Source organism: Pseudomonas hamedanensis (assembly GCF_014268595.2).
In the GTDB taxonomy this organism is placed as follows: domain Bacteria; phylum Pseudomonadota; class Gammaproteobacteria; order Pseudomonadales; family Pseudomonadaceae; genus Aquipseudomonas; species Aquipseudomonas hamedanensis.
Window position 1 is genome coordinate 4,519,686 of the sequence record NZ_CP077091.1, and the last position, 14,708, is coordinate 4,534,393.

At 63.0% G+C, this 14,708-nt stretch carries 12 protein-coding genes; all 12 read left to right on the forward strand.

What is annotated here, in order from left to right; translation table 11 throughout:
• Positions 1–2 precede the first annotated feature (2 nt).
• The 12 genes from HU739_RS19700 (at position 3) to madM (ending at position 14,697) form a co-directional block, all read left to right on the forward strand.
• Entirely contained in the window at positions 3–5,924 is a 5,922-nt protein-coding gene (locus HU739_RS19700; RefSeq protein ID WP_186552295.1) for a hybrid sensor histidine kinase/response regulator, read from the forward strand.
• Complete coding sequence (locus HU739_RS19705) at positions 5,917–6,387, forward strand: chemotaxis protein CheW (RefSeq protein WP_186552296.1); 471 nt, start codon at positions 5,917–5,919, stop codon at positions 6,385–6,387. The genes HU739_RS19700 and HU739_RS19705 overlap by 8 nt, the downstream gene beginning before the upstream one ends.
• A 534-nt stretch (positions 6,388–6,921) precedes the next feature.
• On the forward strand, positions 6,922–7,287 hold the full coding sequence (locus HU739_RS19710; RefSeq protein ID WP_186552297.1) for a DUF6124 family protein: 366 nt from the start codon (positions 6,922–6,924) through the stop codon (positions 7,285–7,287).
• A gap of 198 nt (positions 7,288–7,485) precedes the next feature.
• Entirely contained in the window at positions 7,486–9,156 is a 1,671-nt protein-coding gene (gene mdcA / locus HU739_RS19715; RefSeq protein WP_186552298.1) for a malonate decarboxylase subunit alpha, read from the forward strand.
• Positions 9,156–10,013 carry a triphosphoribosyl-dephospho-CoA synthase gene (locus tag HU739_RS19720; RefSeq protein ID WP_186552299.1) on the forward strand — a complete coding sequence of 286 codons (858 nt, stop codon included), beginning with the start codon at positions 9,156–9,158 and terminating at the stop codon, positions 10,011–10,013. Before mdcA ends, HU739_RS19720 begins: the two co-directional genes overlap by 1 nt.
• Positions 10,013–10,312, forward strand: a complete 300-nt coding sequence (locus HU739_RS19725; protein WP_056786420.1) for a malonate decarboxylase subunit delta — start codon at positions 10,013–10,015, stop codon at positions 10,310–10,312. Before HU739_RS19720 ends, HU739_RS19725 begins: the two co-directional genes overlap by 1 nt.
• Positions 10,305–11,156 (forward strand): biotin-independent malonate decarboxylase subunit beta, encoded by an 852-nt coding sequence (locus HU739_RS19730; protein WP_186552300.1) that lies wholly within the window; start codon positions 10,305–10,307, stop codon positions 11,154–11,156. The genes HU739_RS19725 and HU739_RS19730 overlap by 8 nt, the downstream gene beginning before the upstream one ends.
• A complete protein-coding gene (mdcE, locus tag HU739_RS19735; RefSeq protein WP_186552301.1) occupies positions 11,153–11,938 on the forward strand; it encodes a biotin-independent malonate decarboxylase subunit gamma in 786 nt (261 codons plus the stop codon). Before HU739_RS19730 ends, mdcE begins: the two co-directional genes overlap by 4 nt.
• Complete coding sequence (locus tag HU739_RS19740; protein WP_186552302.1) at positions 11,932–12,552, forward strand: malonate decarboxylase holo-ACP synthase; 621 nt, start codon at positions 11,932–11,934, stop codon at positions 12,550–12,552. Before mdcE ends, HU739_RS19740 begins: the two co-directional genes overlap by 7 nt.
• Complete coding sequence (gene mdcH / locus HU739_RS19745) at positions 12,549–13,469, forward strand: malonate decarboxylase subunit epsilon (RefSeq protein WP_186552303.1); 921 nt, start codon at positions 12,549–12,551, stop codon at positions 13,467–13,469. The genes HU739_RS19740 and mdcH overlap by 4 nt, the downstream gene beginning before the upstream one ends.
• A 65-nt stretch (positions 13,470–13,534) precedes the next feature.
• Positions 13,535–13,927 (forward strand): malonate transporter subunit MadL, encoded by a 393-nt coding sequence (madL, locus tag HU739_RS19750; protein WP_186552304.1) that lies wholly within the window; start codon positions 13,535–13,537, stop codon positions 13,925–13,927.
• Between the two features lie 5 nt (positions 13,928–13,932).
• A complete protein-coding gene (gene madM, locus HU739_RS19755) occupies positions 13,933–14,697 on the forward strand; it encodes a malonate transporter subunit MadM (RefSeq protein WP_016984761.1) in 765 nt (254 codons plus the stop codon).
• Positions 14,698–14,708 lie beyond the last annotated feature (11 nt).

Below are 14,708 nucleotides of genomic sequence, written 5' to 3' on the forward strand. Positions count from 1 at the left end.
TTATGGGGGATCGGCACGACTATGTGGCCCTGGAATGGGTCAAGGGCGAAATTGCCGAAACGCTGAGGCTGGCGCATCAGGCGATCGAAGCCGTGCTTGATGATCCGCAGGCCTTTCCCGGGCTGGACGAGTGCCTGGCATACGTTCATCAGGTGCACGGCAGTCTGCAGATGGTCGAATTCTACGGCGCCGCGTTGCTTGCCGAAGAAATGGAGCAACTGGTCGAGGCCTTGCAGCAAGAACGCGTGCTGCACCGCGACGAAGCCCTGCACCTGTTGCTGCAAGCCATGGGGCAACTGCCGACGTATCTCGACCGCGTGCAAAACGCCCGCCGCGACCTGCCGCTGGTGGTGTTACCGTTGATCAATGACCTGCGCAGCGCTCGCGGCGAAAGCCTGCTCTCGGAAACCAGTCTGTTCAGCCCGCAGTTGCCCGAACCGGCACCGCTGGGCGCAGAGGCGCTGGCCCTGCTCGAACCGCCAGAGCTGGCCAATGTGCTGCGCAAACTGCGGCAGATGCTGCAGATGGCTCTGGTCGGTCTGATGCGCGAACAGGACGATCAGACTCACCTCGATTACCTGAGTAAAGTCTTCACCCGCCTTGAAACGCTGAGCGGCGATTCGCCCTTGAGTCCGCTGTGGCACGTCGCCTCGGCGCTGGTCGAGGGCATGCGCGAAGGCGCCATCGGCAACAGCCCGGCGCTGCGCAGTCTTTTCAAGGACGCCGACAAAGAGCTTAAGCGCCTGCTCGAACAAGGCATGGCCGGACTCAACCAGCCGCCCCCGCCAGAACTGCTCAAAAGCCTGCTGTTCTATATTGCCAAAGCCGAACATCCCACCGGGCAGATGCTGACCATGAAAGATCGCTACTCCCTGGACGACGCGTTGCCCGACAGCGCGATGGTCGATGAAGAACGCGCACGCCTCGCCGGCCCCGATCGCGATGCCATGCGCTCGGTGCTGGCCGCGCTCTGCGAGGAGCTGGTGCGGGTCAAGGAGCGCCTCGACCTGTTCGTGCGCAGCGACCGCCAGCACGCCTCGGATCTGGACAGTCTGCTCGCACCGCTGCGGCAGATCGCCGACACCCTCGCGGTGCTGGGTTTCGGCCAGCCGCGCAAAGTCATCATCGACCAACTGGCGGTAGTGCTCAGCCTCGCTCAGGGCCAGCGCGAACCGAATGACGCGATCCTCATGGACGTTGCCGGGGCCTTGCTCTACGTCGAAGCGACGCTGGCCGGCATGGTCGGCACAGTGGAAACGCAAAGCGCCGACGACGCGCGCCTGCCGACCACCGATCTGACACAGATCCACCAGATCGTGATCAAGGAAGCGCGCATTTGCCTGCAACAGGCCAAGGACATGATCGTCGACTACATCGACGCCGATTGGGACCGCCAGCATCTGCAACCACTGCCCGACCTGCTGACCCAAGTGCGCGGGGCGCTGGCGATGATTCCGCTGACGCGTGCGGCGAGTCTGGTCGAAGCCTGCAATGGTTTTATCCGCGAGCATTTGATGCTCGATGCCCACGAGCCGGGTTGGGAACAACTCGATCACTTGGCCGATGTGATCAGCAGCCTCGAGTATTACCTCGAACGCCTGAGCGATGACCCACAGGCACCTGCCGAGCATCTGCTCGATGTCGCCCGGAACGGCCTTGCCAGTCTCGGCTTCTTCCCAAGCGAGCAGCCCGGCGAGGCGCAGGTGCCGGTGCTCGACGAGGTGCTTAGCCCCAGCGAAGCGCGGGTCATGCAGGATCTGCAAACGCTTGACGATCCCGAAGTCGTGCAGTCGCTGGCCGAAGTGCTGGCCAGTCCGCTGTCGGCGCTCAATCCGCCGGCACGCACGACCCCCGGCAGCCTGATGCCGCCGCCGGCCGATGAAGAACCGGTCGACGATGAGCTGCGCGAGGTGTTCCTCGAAGAGACCGACGAGGTCCTCGAAGTCCTCCATGAATACCTGCCGCGCTGGACCGCCCACCCGCAGGACCGCGCCGCGCTGACTGAACTGCGCCGCGCCTTCCACACCTTGAAGGGCAGCGGGCGCATGGTCCGCGCGTTGGTCCTCGGCGAACTGGCCTGGGCCGTGGAAAACCTGCTCAACCGCGTGTTGGAGCAAAGCGTCGAACCCGGCACAGTGCTGCGCGAGTTGCTCGACGACACAGTGTTACTGCTGCCCGAGCTGATCAGCGAATTCGCCACCCATCGACAGCGTCAGCGCAGCGACGTCGACCAGCTCGCCGCCCGCGCCCATGCGCTGGCCAAGGGCGATGAGCCGCTGGCCGCCGAAGACACCGATGACGTCGCCGCGCTCGATCCGTTGTTGCTGGAGATCTTCCGCAACGAAGCCGAAACCCACCTCGCCAGCCTTAACCGTTTCCTCGATCAGGCTGCCGAGCACGTGCCGTTGCAGGCCAGCGATGAGCTGCAACGCGCGCTGCACACGCTCAAGGGCAGCGCCTCGATGGCCGGTGTGTTGCCGATGGCTGAACTCGCCGCGTCGCTGGATCAACTGGCCCGGGAATTCAAGGCGCACCAGTTGCCGCTAGACCTTGATGAAGTGGAGTTGCTGCTTGAAGCCGAGGGCCTGTTTCGCGTCGGCCTGCGTCAGCTCAAGCACGATCCGCTGGCGCCGATTGTCGGCGCGCAATCGCTGATCAAACGCACCGATGCGCTGCTTGCCGAGCGTCTGCAAGCGAACTTCGAGTCTCCCGACACCGGCTTGCGCGTCAAGCGCGATCCGCAACTGATCAACAACTTCCTCGCCCAGGGCATGGACATCCTGCTCGACGCCGAAAGCCTGTTGCAGCGCTGGCAGCAACACCCCGGCGAGCGCCAGGAACTCAGCGCCTTGCTCGATGAACTGACCACCCTGGGCGAGGGCGCGCACCTCGCCGATCTGTCGCCGGTCGACGGCTTGTGCGAAGCCTTGCTCGACCTCTATGGCGCGGTGGAAGAAAGCAGCCTGGCGGTCAGCGAGCGGTTTTTTCACGAGGCGCAACTGGCCCACGAAGCGCTGATCAACATGCTCGATGAACTCGCTGCCGGCCAGGAAATCACCGCGCAACCGGCGCGGATCCATGCCTTGCAGGATCTGCTCGATGAAGGGCTTGATCCATCGGCCATGGGCCTGATTCGCAGCGATGGCAGCCGCACGCTGAGCATTCACGAACTGGGCAGTGCCACCGCGCAATTGCAGCAGTCCTCAGACGCTGCGGACGCAGACGACGAGATCGTCGAGATCTTTATCGAAGAGGCCGTCGATATTCTCGACAGCGCCAGTCAGGCGTTGGGGCGCTGGCTCAGCGACACGGATAACACTGCGCCGCTGTCCTCGTTGCAGCGCGATTTTCACACCCTCAAGGGCGGCGCGCGGATGGCCGAGGTCGAGGCCATCGGCGATCTGGCTCAAGAGTTGGAAAGCCTTTACGAAGGCCTGGCGGACCGACGCTATAGCCACAGCGAAGCCCTTGGCCGCTTGTTGCAGCAGAGCCATGCGCGTCTGGCGCTGCTGGTTGAGCAGTTGCAAAACCACCAGCCGCCGAACCCGGCGCAGGACCTGATTGAAGCCATTCGTGATCTGCGCCAGGGCCAGACCGTGGGCGCTACAGCGTCCGCGCCAGCCGATCACGACAGCGCCGGGCACGATCCGGAGTTGCTGGAGATTTTCCTCGAAGAAGGCTTCGACATCATCGAAAGCTCCGGCGCCGCGCTGCTGCGCTGGCAGGCCGAACCAGGCAATCGTCAGGAAGTGGAAACCCTGCTGCGCGATCTGCACACCCTCAAGGGCGGCGCGCGGATGGTCGAGATCGGCCCGATCGGCGACCTTGCCCATGAACTGGAATTTCTTTACGAGAGCCTCTCCACCGGTGCGTTGCAGCCCTCGGCAGAATTGTTTGCACTGGTGCAGCGTGGGCATGACCGACTGGCGCAAATGCTCGATGGCGTGCGTGCCGGCCAGCCTTGTCCGCCAGCCGATCGGCTGATTAGCGCGATCCAGAATTTCAGCCATCCAGAGCAGGTCGAAGCGCCGCCGGCACCGACGCCTGCCTTGACCTCTGCGCCCAAGCCCGAGGCTGCGCCGCCGACCGCCGATGCCGGCGCGGACATGGTCAAGGTGTCCTCCGAACTGCTCGATGAACTGGTCAATCTGGCCGGGGAAACCTCGATTTTTCGTGGACGAATCGAACAGCAAGTCAACGATGCGCAGATTGCCCTCAACGAGATGGAAACCACCATCGAGCGTATGCGCGATCAGTTACGCCGCCTCGACACCGAAACCCAGGGACGGATTCTCAGCCGTCAGCAAGTCGACGGCGAACGCCTCGGTTACGAAGAGTTCGACCCGCTGGAAATGGACCGCCATTCTCAGTTGCAGCAACTGTCGCGGGCGTTGTTCGAATCTGCTTCGGATTTGCTCGACCTCAAGGAAACCCTCGATCGGCGTAACCACGACGCCGAGAACCTGTTGCAGCAACAGGGGCGGATCAACACCGAATTGCAGGAAGGCCTGATGCGCACGCGCATGGTGCCGTTCGAGCGCATGGTGCCGCGCCTCAAACGCATTGTTCGTCAGGTCGCCGAAGAACTGGGCAAGGATGTCGCGTTTGTTGTCGGCAATGCCGATGGCGAGATGGACCGTAACGTCCTCGAACGCATGGCCGCGCCGCTGGAACACATGTTGCGCAACGCCGTTGACCACGGCCTCGAATCCGCTGAAGTGCGGCTGGCGGCAGGCAAACCGGCGCAAGGGCAAATCACCCTCGACCTGTCCCGGGAGGGCGGCGACATCGTGTTCGACATCCGCGACGACGGTGCCGGGGTGCCGCTGGAAGCCGTGCGGCGCAAGGCGATCAAGCGCGGTTTGCTGGCGCCCGACGCCGATATCAGTGACCGCGATGTGCTGCAATTCATCCTCCAGCCGGGCTTCTCCACGGCGGAAAAGATCACCCAGATTTCCGGGCGTGGCGTCGGTATGGACGTGGTCCATGAAGAGGTGCGCCAGCTCGGCGGCAGCATGAGCATCGATTCGGTGCCGGGGCAGGGCGTGCACTTCCGCATTCGCCTACCATTCACCGTGTCGGTCAACCGCGCGCTGATGGTGCAGTGCGGCGAGGACCAATATGCGATTCCGCTGAACACCATCGAAGGCATCGTGCGCGTGTTGCCGAATGATCTGGAAGGGCATTTCCGTCACGATCCGCCGCGCTACCAATACGGCGGCCAGCGCTATGAGCTGTGCTACCTGGGCGAGCTGTTGAAAACCGCGCCACGGCCAAAGCTGCTCGGGCTGAATCAGCCATTGCCGGTGCTGCTGGTGCATTACAACGACCGGCACATTGCGGTGCTGGTGGACGCCATGGCCGGCACTCGCGAAATCGTGGTCAAGAGCCTCGGCCCGCAGTTCGCGGCGGTGCAGGGCGTGACCGGGGCGACAATTCTCGGCGACGGTCGGGTGGTGCTGATCCTCGACCTGCTCGCGCCGATCCGTGCGATGCAGGCGCGGCTGGCGCAGGAACCGGCGCGCGGGGAGATCGACAGCGAACCGCACAAGCCGCTGCTGATCATGGTCGTCGATGACTCGGTGACGGTGCGCAAGGTCACCAGCCGCTTGCTCGAACGCCACGGCATGAACGTGCTGACCGCCAAGGACGGCGTCGATGCGATGCTGCTGCTCGAAGAGCACATGCCGGACCTGATGCTGCTCGACATCGAAATGCCACGCATGGACGGTTTTGAAGTCGCCACTCAGGTGCGCAACGACGAACGCCTGCGCCACTTGCCGATCATCATGATCACCTCGCGCACCGGGCAGAAACACCGCGACCGCGCCATGGCCATCGGTGTCAACGACTACCTCGGCAAGCCGTATCAGGAATCGGTGCTGCTGGAGAGCATCGCCCAGTGGAGCAAGAAACATGCATGAGCACCGGCATAACCCGCGCACCAGCCAACTCACCGGGCTGCTGCTGCCGTTGGCCGATCGCAATCTGATCCTGCCTAACGTCGCCATCGCCGAGCTGATCGACTACCAGGCCAGCGCCTTCGACCTCGACACGCCGCCGTGGTACTTGGGTCGGGTGACCTGGCGTGAGCGGCAGATTCCGTTGATCAGTTTCGAGTCTGCGTGCGGGCAGAAAATCGTTATTGGCGAACGGGCGCGGATCGTGATTCTGAATGCCTTGGGTGGGTTGCCGGAGCTGAAATTCATTGCGCTGCTGGTGCAGGGGATTCCTCGGTCTTACAAGCTGGATAGTCAGCTGAGTTACGTTGATGTGCCGTTGTGTGGGCTGGAGCAAGCGGCGGTGCAGGTGGGGGATCAGGTGGCGAAGGTACCGGATTTGTTGGGGCTGGAGCGGTTGTTGGTGGAGGCTGGCCTAGTGGGCTGATCCGGATTTTGGGCGGCTTTGCTGGCCTCATCGCGAGCAGGCTCACTCCTACAGGGGGGCTGCGGTGCATGAGATTTTTCGGCTGGACGCAGATCCATTGTAGGAGTGAGCCTGCTCGCGATTACGCCAGTCGCATCACCAAGTTCCCACAGGTAAATCCTCAATTCCTGTAGCTCAATAAACACCAATCTTTACCGGTGTTTAAAGACACCCGGTGTTACGCCCCGCCAGCCTACAAATCCTTGCGCCCCTGCCTACGCTTGCGCCAGAATCCGCCGGCTTGTGCGCCCAGGGCTTGCTGCGTAACGTGGATCGGGTCACTGATTCCCAGTGATCGGGTTTAGTAGCCCGCGGTAATTCAGCTGGTCGTGCATTCATCACAGGTGTTCCGCATCTGAGCTTGATGGTGGCTGTACGTAGGGCGCTTCGGCGCGCCGGCTTAAGCTGAGTTCCCCGGTCTACTAACCTGCGTACAGCTGCCTCCCTTTCGTTTAGTAGCCAAGGGGTTGGCGCTCAACAACGGGAACACAGCTTATGTTCAAAGTAACGCCCAATCCGCCGGCCACAGACCCGGCATCTCCCTACGAATCCCCCGACTCAAAGAAATTCCACGAAGCCGCCGAGCGCGCCCTCGACCATTACCTCGGCCCGCCCAGCGCTGACTTCATGGCCCCGCCGTACACCCCCAACACGCTGTACATGGCCAATCCCGACGTCGACACCGAATCACTGCTGGCCGATGCCTGTGAAACCCTCGGTTCGGCAACGGTGATGCTGCATAACCACGCCGCCTCGCTTGAAGGTTCCCAGCGCAAGACCCTGCAGGGTATCGCGCAGATTGTGATGGTGGCGGAGATGGCGGTGAATCGGGTGCTGGACAAGTTGGTGCCCACTGACTGAGAGGTGGTGAGCCCACCGACGCCATCGCGAGCAGGCTCACTCCTACAGGGGAACGCATTCCAACTGTAGGAGTGAGCCTGCTCGCGATAGCTATTCCGAACGTTACGCTCAGCGTAATGATTCACCACCCAGCTTGATTGATGCCCGCCCCGCACACGCCTAACTTGGCTCCACGACAGCGAACCCCGTGGAGTGAGCATGACAACAACAATTTCCCCCGACTCGCGCTGGACGCGGCGGCGTGACGAGAAGCAGCGCCGGCTCGACAAGGTGCGCGGGCTGGCCGATGGCGCGGTGTTGCCCAGCGACAAGATCGTCGCCGCGCTCGAAGCGCTGATCCATCCCGGCGACCGCGTGGTGCTGGAGGGCAACAATCAGAAGCAGGCGGATTTCCTCTCGCGCTCGCTGGCCAAGGCCGACCCGACCAAGCTCCACGATCTGCACATGATCATGCCCAGCGTCGGCCGCTCCGAGCACCTTGATCTGTTCGAACGCGGCATCGCCCGCAAGCTTGATTTCTCCTTCGCCGGCACTCAGAGCCTGCGCATCAGCCAGTTGCTGGAAGACGGCTTGCTGGAAGTCGGCGCGATCCACACCTACATCGAACTCTATGCGCGGCTGGTGGTGGATCTGATCCCCAACGTTGTGCTTTCGGCCGGGTTCATGGCCGACCGCGCCGGCAATATCTACACCGGCCCGAGCACCGAAGACACCCCGGCGCTGATTGAGCCGGCCGCGTTCAGCGATGGCATCGTCATCGTCCAGGTCAACCAATTGGTCGACGACGTCAGCGAATTGCCCCGCGTGGACATACCCGCCTCATGGGTCGATTTCGTCGTCGTGGCCGACAAGCCGTTCTACATCGAACCGCTGTTCACCCGCGACCCACGGCACATCAAGCCTGTGCACGTGTTGATGGCGATGATGGCGATCCGTGGCATCTACGAAAAACACAACGTGCAGTCGCTCAACCACGGCATCGGTTTCAACACCGCCGCCATCGAGTTGATCCTGCCAACCTACGGCGAATCCCTCGGTCTGAAAGGCAAGATCTGCCGCAACTGGACGCTCAACCCGCACCCGACGCTGATCCCGGCGATTGAAAGCGGCTGGGTCGAAAGCGTGCATTGCTTCGGCACCGAACTGGGCATGGAAAACTACATTGCCGCCCGCCCGGATGTGTTCTTCACCGGGCGCGACGGCTCGCTGCGCTCCAACCGTATGGTCTGCCAACTGGCCGGACAATACGCGGTGGACCTGTTTATCGGCGCGACATTGCAGGTCGATGGCGATGGCCATTCCTCGACCGTAACCCGTGGTCGTCTCGCCGGTTTCGGTGGCGCGCCGAACATGGGCCACGACCCGCGAGGCCGCCGTCACGGCACCCCGGCGTGGCTCGATATGCGCCACGGCGATGCGCCGCAACCGATGCTCGAACGCGGCAAGAAACTCGTGGTGCAAATGGTCGAGACTTTCCAGGAGGGCGGCAAACCGACCTTCGTCGAAACCCTCGATGCCGTGGAAGTGGCGAAGAAAGGCGGCATGCCGCTGGCGCCGATCATGATCTACGGCGATGACGTCACCCACTTGCTCACCGAAGAAGGCATCGCCTATTTGTACAAGGCGCGCTCGCTGGAGGAACGCCAAGCGATGATCGCAGCGGTCGCTGGCGTCACCGCCATCGGCCTGCGCCACAACCCGAAAGACACCGAGCGCATGCGCCGAGAAGGCCTGATCGCTTTGCCCGAAGACCTCGGCATTCGCCGCACCGACGCCACTCGCGAATTGCTCGCGGCGAAAAGTGTGGCCGATCTGGTCGAGTGGTCCGGCGGTCTCTATAACCCGCCCGCCAAATTCAGGAGCTGGTAATGCACGCACTCAACCTGCAAGCGAAACCGCTGTCGCTGGCCGAGCGCCTGGCCGATCTGGCGGTGGACGCGCTGATCGACGAAGCGGACCTGTCGCCGAAACCGGCACTGGTAGATCGTCGCGGCAATGGCGCGCACACCGACCTGCACCTGGGCCTGATGCACGCTTCGGCGTTGGCGTTGTGGCCGGCGTTCAAGGAAATGGTCGAGGCAGCGCTGAACATTGGCGAAGTCGGTTTGCCATTGCGCGAAGCCATTGGCCGCATCGGTCGTGAAGGCGAGCAAGCGATGCTCGCCACCACCAACGGCGTCAACACCCATCGCGGTGCGATCTGGGCGTTGGGACTGTTGGTGACGGCGGCCGCGCTGCAACCGAAATTCATCGCCCTGTGTGCCGCACGTTTGGCACTGCTCGACGACTGCTATGCACCGAAACCGTTAAGCCACGGTGCACAAGTCGCCCAGCGCTACGGCGCACGCGGTGCCCGGGAAGAAGCGCAACTGGGCTTCCCGTCCGTGCTGCAACGCGGCCTGCCGCAACTGCACAAAAGCCGCGCCAACGGCCACGGCGAACAGAACGCCCGGCTCGACGCCTTGCTCGCAATCATGACCGAGCTGGCCGACACCTGCGTGCTCTACCGCGCCGGCGAACCCGGCCTGCACGCCATGCAACGCGGCGCACAAGCAGTGCTCGATGCTGGCGGCAGCGCCTCTCTCAGCGGCCGCCGTCGCTTGCATGAACTCGATCAACAACTCATCGCATTGAATGCCTCGCCCGGTGGCGCCGCCGACTTGCTCGCCGCCACGCTGCTGCTCGATCGCATCGAGCGCGACGGCATTGTTCAGGGAGCGTATTGATGGAAAGCCTATCGTTTGAATTCCCCGCCGGGCAGCCGCCACGTGGGCGTGCGCTGGTCGGTTGTGTCGGCTCGGGTGATCTGGAAGTGCTGATCGAACCGGGCCTGGCCGGCAAGTTGACCATCAACGTGCAGACTTCGGTCAACGGCGCACAGCAGCGCTGGCAGCACCTGTTTGCACGGATGTTCGACGGCACTACGCCGCCGGCGATGGCCATCGACATCCACGATTTCGGCGCGACGCCGGGGGTGGTGCGCTTGCGTCTGGAACAGGGTTTCGAGGAGATCGGCCATGACTGACAGCGCAGCGCTGCTCAACAAACACAGCTTCGTCGAACTCGGCGCGCGGCAACGGGCGAAAGCCTTGCTCGACGCCGGGACCTTTCGCGAATTGCTCGATCCGTTTCAACGGGTGATGTCGCCATGGCTTGAACGCCAGGGCGTGGTTCCGCAGGCCGACGACGGCGTGGTGATCGCCAAGGGCAGTCTCGACGGTTTGCCGGTGGTGATCGCCGCGATTGAAGGCGCTTTTCAGGGTGGCAGCCTTGGCGAAGTCGGCGGGGCGAAGATCGCCGGTGCGCTGGAACTGGCCGCCGAAGACAATCGCAACGGCATCCCGACCCGCGCGGTGTTACTGCTGGAAACCGGTGGCGTGCGTTTGCAGGAAGCCAACCTCGGGCTGGCGGCGATTGCCGATATTCATGCAGCGATCGTCGATTTGCAGCAATACCAGCCGGTGGTCGGTGTGGTCGCGGGCAGTGTCGGTTGCTTTGGCGGCATGTCGATTGCGGCGGCGCTGTGCAGTTATTTGCTGGTGACCCAGGAAGCACGTCTCGGCTTGAACGGCCCGCAAGTGATCGAGCAGGAAGCCGGGATCGAAGAGTACGACTCCCGCGACAGGCCATTCATCTGGAGCCTGACCGGTGGCGAACAGCGCTTCAACAGCGGTCTGGTGGATCGTTATGTCGGCGATGACGTGGCGCAGATTCGTCAGCAGGTCGGCGAACTGCTCCAGCAAGGCTTGCCGGCGCAGCCGCGCAGTCAACGCGCCGAATGGTTTCTGCAACGCCTCGGCAGTTTGAACACTGACCGGCAAATCGAACCGGCGGTGGTTCGCGATCTGTATCAAGGAGAGCGCTCATGAGCGGTTATTCACTGCGCGGTTTGCACTGGTTCAACGCCTTGAGCGCTGGCGCCAGTGTCGTCGAAGGTTTGCCGCCCTCATTGAAGGTGGCCGATGCTGAGCTCGGGCGATTCATCGCTGTGGTCGCAGACCCGGACAATCGTTTTCCCCGCGCCCGGAACGGTGAGGTCGGTTTGCTCGAAGGCTGGGGTCTGGCCAAGGCTGTGGATGACGCAATCAGCGCCGACCGCGACAACCCGAAGAAGCGCCCGATCATCGCCATCGTCGATGTGCCGAGCCAAGCCTATGGTCGGCGCGAAGAGGCCCTCGGCATTCATCAGGCGCTGGCCGGCGCGGCGGACAGTTATGCCCGTGCCCGGTTGGCTGGGCATCCGGTGATTGCGCTGTTGGTGGGCAAGGCCATGTCGGGTGCGTTTTTGGCTCACGGTTATCAGGCCAATCGCTTGATTGCTTTGCGCGACCCCGGCGTGATGGTGCACGCGATGGGCAAGGCCTCGGCGGCGCGGGTGACGTTGCGCAGCGTTGAGGAACTGGAAGCGCTGGCCGCCAGCGTGCCGCCGATGGCCTACGACATCGACAGCTACGCCAGCCTCGGTCTGCTCTGGGAAACCCTTTCGGTGCAGCAGATCGAACAGCCGACGGCGGAAGATCTGGCACGGGTGGTCGAGTGCCTGAAACAAGCGATCAGCGATGTCACCAGTACCGATTTGAAAGGGCGCCTTGGTGCGAGTAACCGCGCAGCTTCCAGCCGTGTCCGCGAATTGCTGAGGGCGCAGTGGTGAATCTGCCACTGGCTCACGACCTGCTCTGGGGCATGACGCCTGCGCAGTTATCGGCGGATGCGCCGCACTGGGCCGTCGAGTCGCTCGCCGCCGGGCAACCGGTGGTGGTGCGGCGGGCGTTGAGCGCTGAAGGTTTTGTCGCCGTCGGTGTGCGTGGGGTTGCGCGTGAGCAGCGACTGGCGGCGTTCATGGCGGTTGACGCGGTTACGCGGCGGGTCAGTCCTGAAGCGCTGAGTCATGTTGATTGCCAACGCGATTTGCCGGTCATGCACGCGCTGAGGCAAGTGCGCCCGCTGCTCGACGATTGCGGTTGGGTCTGGGGTGTCAGCGGCAGTGCCGGGTTTGAATTGGCCAGCGGATTTGTTGCGATGCATGAGGCGAGCGATCTTGATTTGATTTTGCGTACGCCGCAGATAATCACCCGTCATCAGGCACGCGAACTGGTCGAGTTGTTCGATCAAGCTGTGTGCCGCATCGACATGCAATTGCAGACGCCATTCGGCGCGGTCGCCTTGCGTGAATGGGCCAGCGGCTCGGCACGGGTGCTGCTGAAAAATGCACATCAGGCTGAATTGGTAATTGATCCGTGGAACCCGCAGGAGCAGGCAGCGTGAGCAGTTTGCTGGTGTTTCCGGGCCAGGGCGCACAGCGAGCGGGCATGCTCCAGCGTTTGCCAAGGGAAACGCTGGTCGAGGCCAGTGATGTGCTCGGCGAGGACGTTTTGCTGCTCGATTCTGCCGAGGCGCTGCGCACAACAAGGGCGGTTCAGCTGTGCCTGCTGATCACTGGTGTTGCGGCATCGCGGCAGTTGCTTGCGGACGGACTCAGTGTTGATTACGTCGCCGGCCTGTCCATCGGCGCATACCCCGCGGCGGTGGTGGCGGGGGCATTGAGTTTCAGCGATGCGCTGCATCTGGTCAGCCTGCGCGGCGAGCTGATGCAGCAAGCTTATCCACAGGGCTACGGCATGACCGCCATCATCGGCTTGCAGTTATCCACCGTCGAAACGCTGCTGGCCCAGGTGCACAGCGAAGAAACACCGGTGTATCTGGCCAATATCAACGCCGATAACCAAGTGGTGATCGCCGGCAGCGACCCGGCCATGCAAACGGTAGCGGAGCTGGCGCGCAGCCGTGGCGCCGGACTGGCGAAACGTCTGGCCGTGAGCGTGCCATCGCACTGCCCGCTGCTGGAAAAACCGGCGCAGGCCCTCGCGGAAGCCTTCGCCAGGGTCGAACTGAAAACCCCACGGATTGCCTATCTCAGTGGTAGCCGTGCTCGCCCTGTGACCAAAGTAGAAGCGCTGCGCGACGACCTCGCCTGCAACATGTGCCGCGTGGTGGATTGGCGCGGCACCGTGCAAAGCGCCTACGAGCGCGGCGTGCGTTTACACATCGAACTGCCGCCCGGTGCGGTGCTGACCGGGCTGGCGCGCCGGGTGTTCGAGCAGGGCACCGTCACTGCCTTTGACAGTGCCCGCCTCGATACCTTGCAAGCGCTGTTACGAGAGGAGGGTGGCCGCCAACTCTAAAACCGCCGACTCAAGCTTCGAACAACAAAAACAACATTCGACGATGCACATTGAGGACTACAACAATGATTATTTACGGTGTGGCGTTTCTCGCCTTTTGTACGCTGGTGGGTATCTGGGTCGGTGAATTGCTCGGCAAGCTGATCGGCGTGCCGGCCAATGTCGGCGGCGTCGGTATTGCGATGCTGCTGTTGATCGGCCTGGGCAGCTACCTCTACAAGAGCGGCTGGCTCAAGGGCAAGACCGAGCAGGGCGTCGAGTTCTGGAGCGCGATCTACATCCCTATCGTCGTGGCCATGGCGGCGCAGCAGAACGTCTACGGCGCACTGAAGGGTGGGCCGATGGCGATCCTCGCCGGAACGCTCGCCGTGGTGATCGCCTTTGCCCTGGTGCCGGTGCTGACGCGCATGGGCAACAAGGAGCAGACCCCCATCGCCCCAGCCAAGACCGCAGGGTGATCGCCATGTACGAATCGATGATGAAAGTGATCACCGGCTACGGTTTGATCAGCGGCTTTTTGATTGTTGGCCTGACCATGTGGGTGTCCTACTGGATGTCCAACACGTTCACCAAGGGTCGTTTGCACGGTTCGGCGATCGCCATTCTGCTCGGGCTGGTGCTGTCGTATGTCGGCGGTGCGCTGACCGGCGGGCAGAAGGGTGTGGTGGATATTCCGCTGCTGTCCGGCATCGGTCTGCTGGGGGGCGCGATGCTGCGGGATTTTGCGATTGTCGCCACAGCGTTCGGGGTCAGTGTCGATGAGCTCAAGCGCGCCGGATTTGTCGGTGTGCTGGCGTTGTTCGTGGGCGTGGGCACTTCGTTCGTGGCCGGGGTCGGCGTGGCGATGGCGTTCGGTTACACCGATGCGGTCAGCCTGACCACCATTGGCGCAGGCGCCGTGACTTACATCGTCGGCCCGGTGACCGGCGCGGCGATTGGCGCCAGTTCCGAAGTCATGGCACTGTCGATTGCGGCGGGCTTGATAAAGGCGATTCTGGTAATGGTGATGACACCGTTCGTGGCACCCATGATCGGCCTGAACAATCCGCGCAGTGCGGTGATCTTCGGCGGCTTGATGGGTACCTCCAGCGGTGTGGCCGGCGGGCTGGCGGCGACCGACCCGAAACTGGTGCCTTATGGGTGCCTGACGGCGGCGTTCTATACAGCGCTTGGGTGTCTGCTCGGACCTTCGCTATTGTTTCTGGCGATGCGCGGGTTGGTGGGCTAGTCGGTTGACTG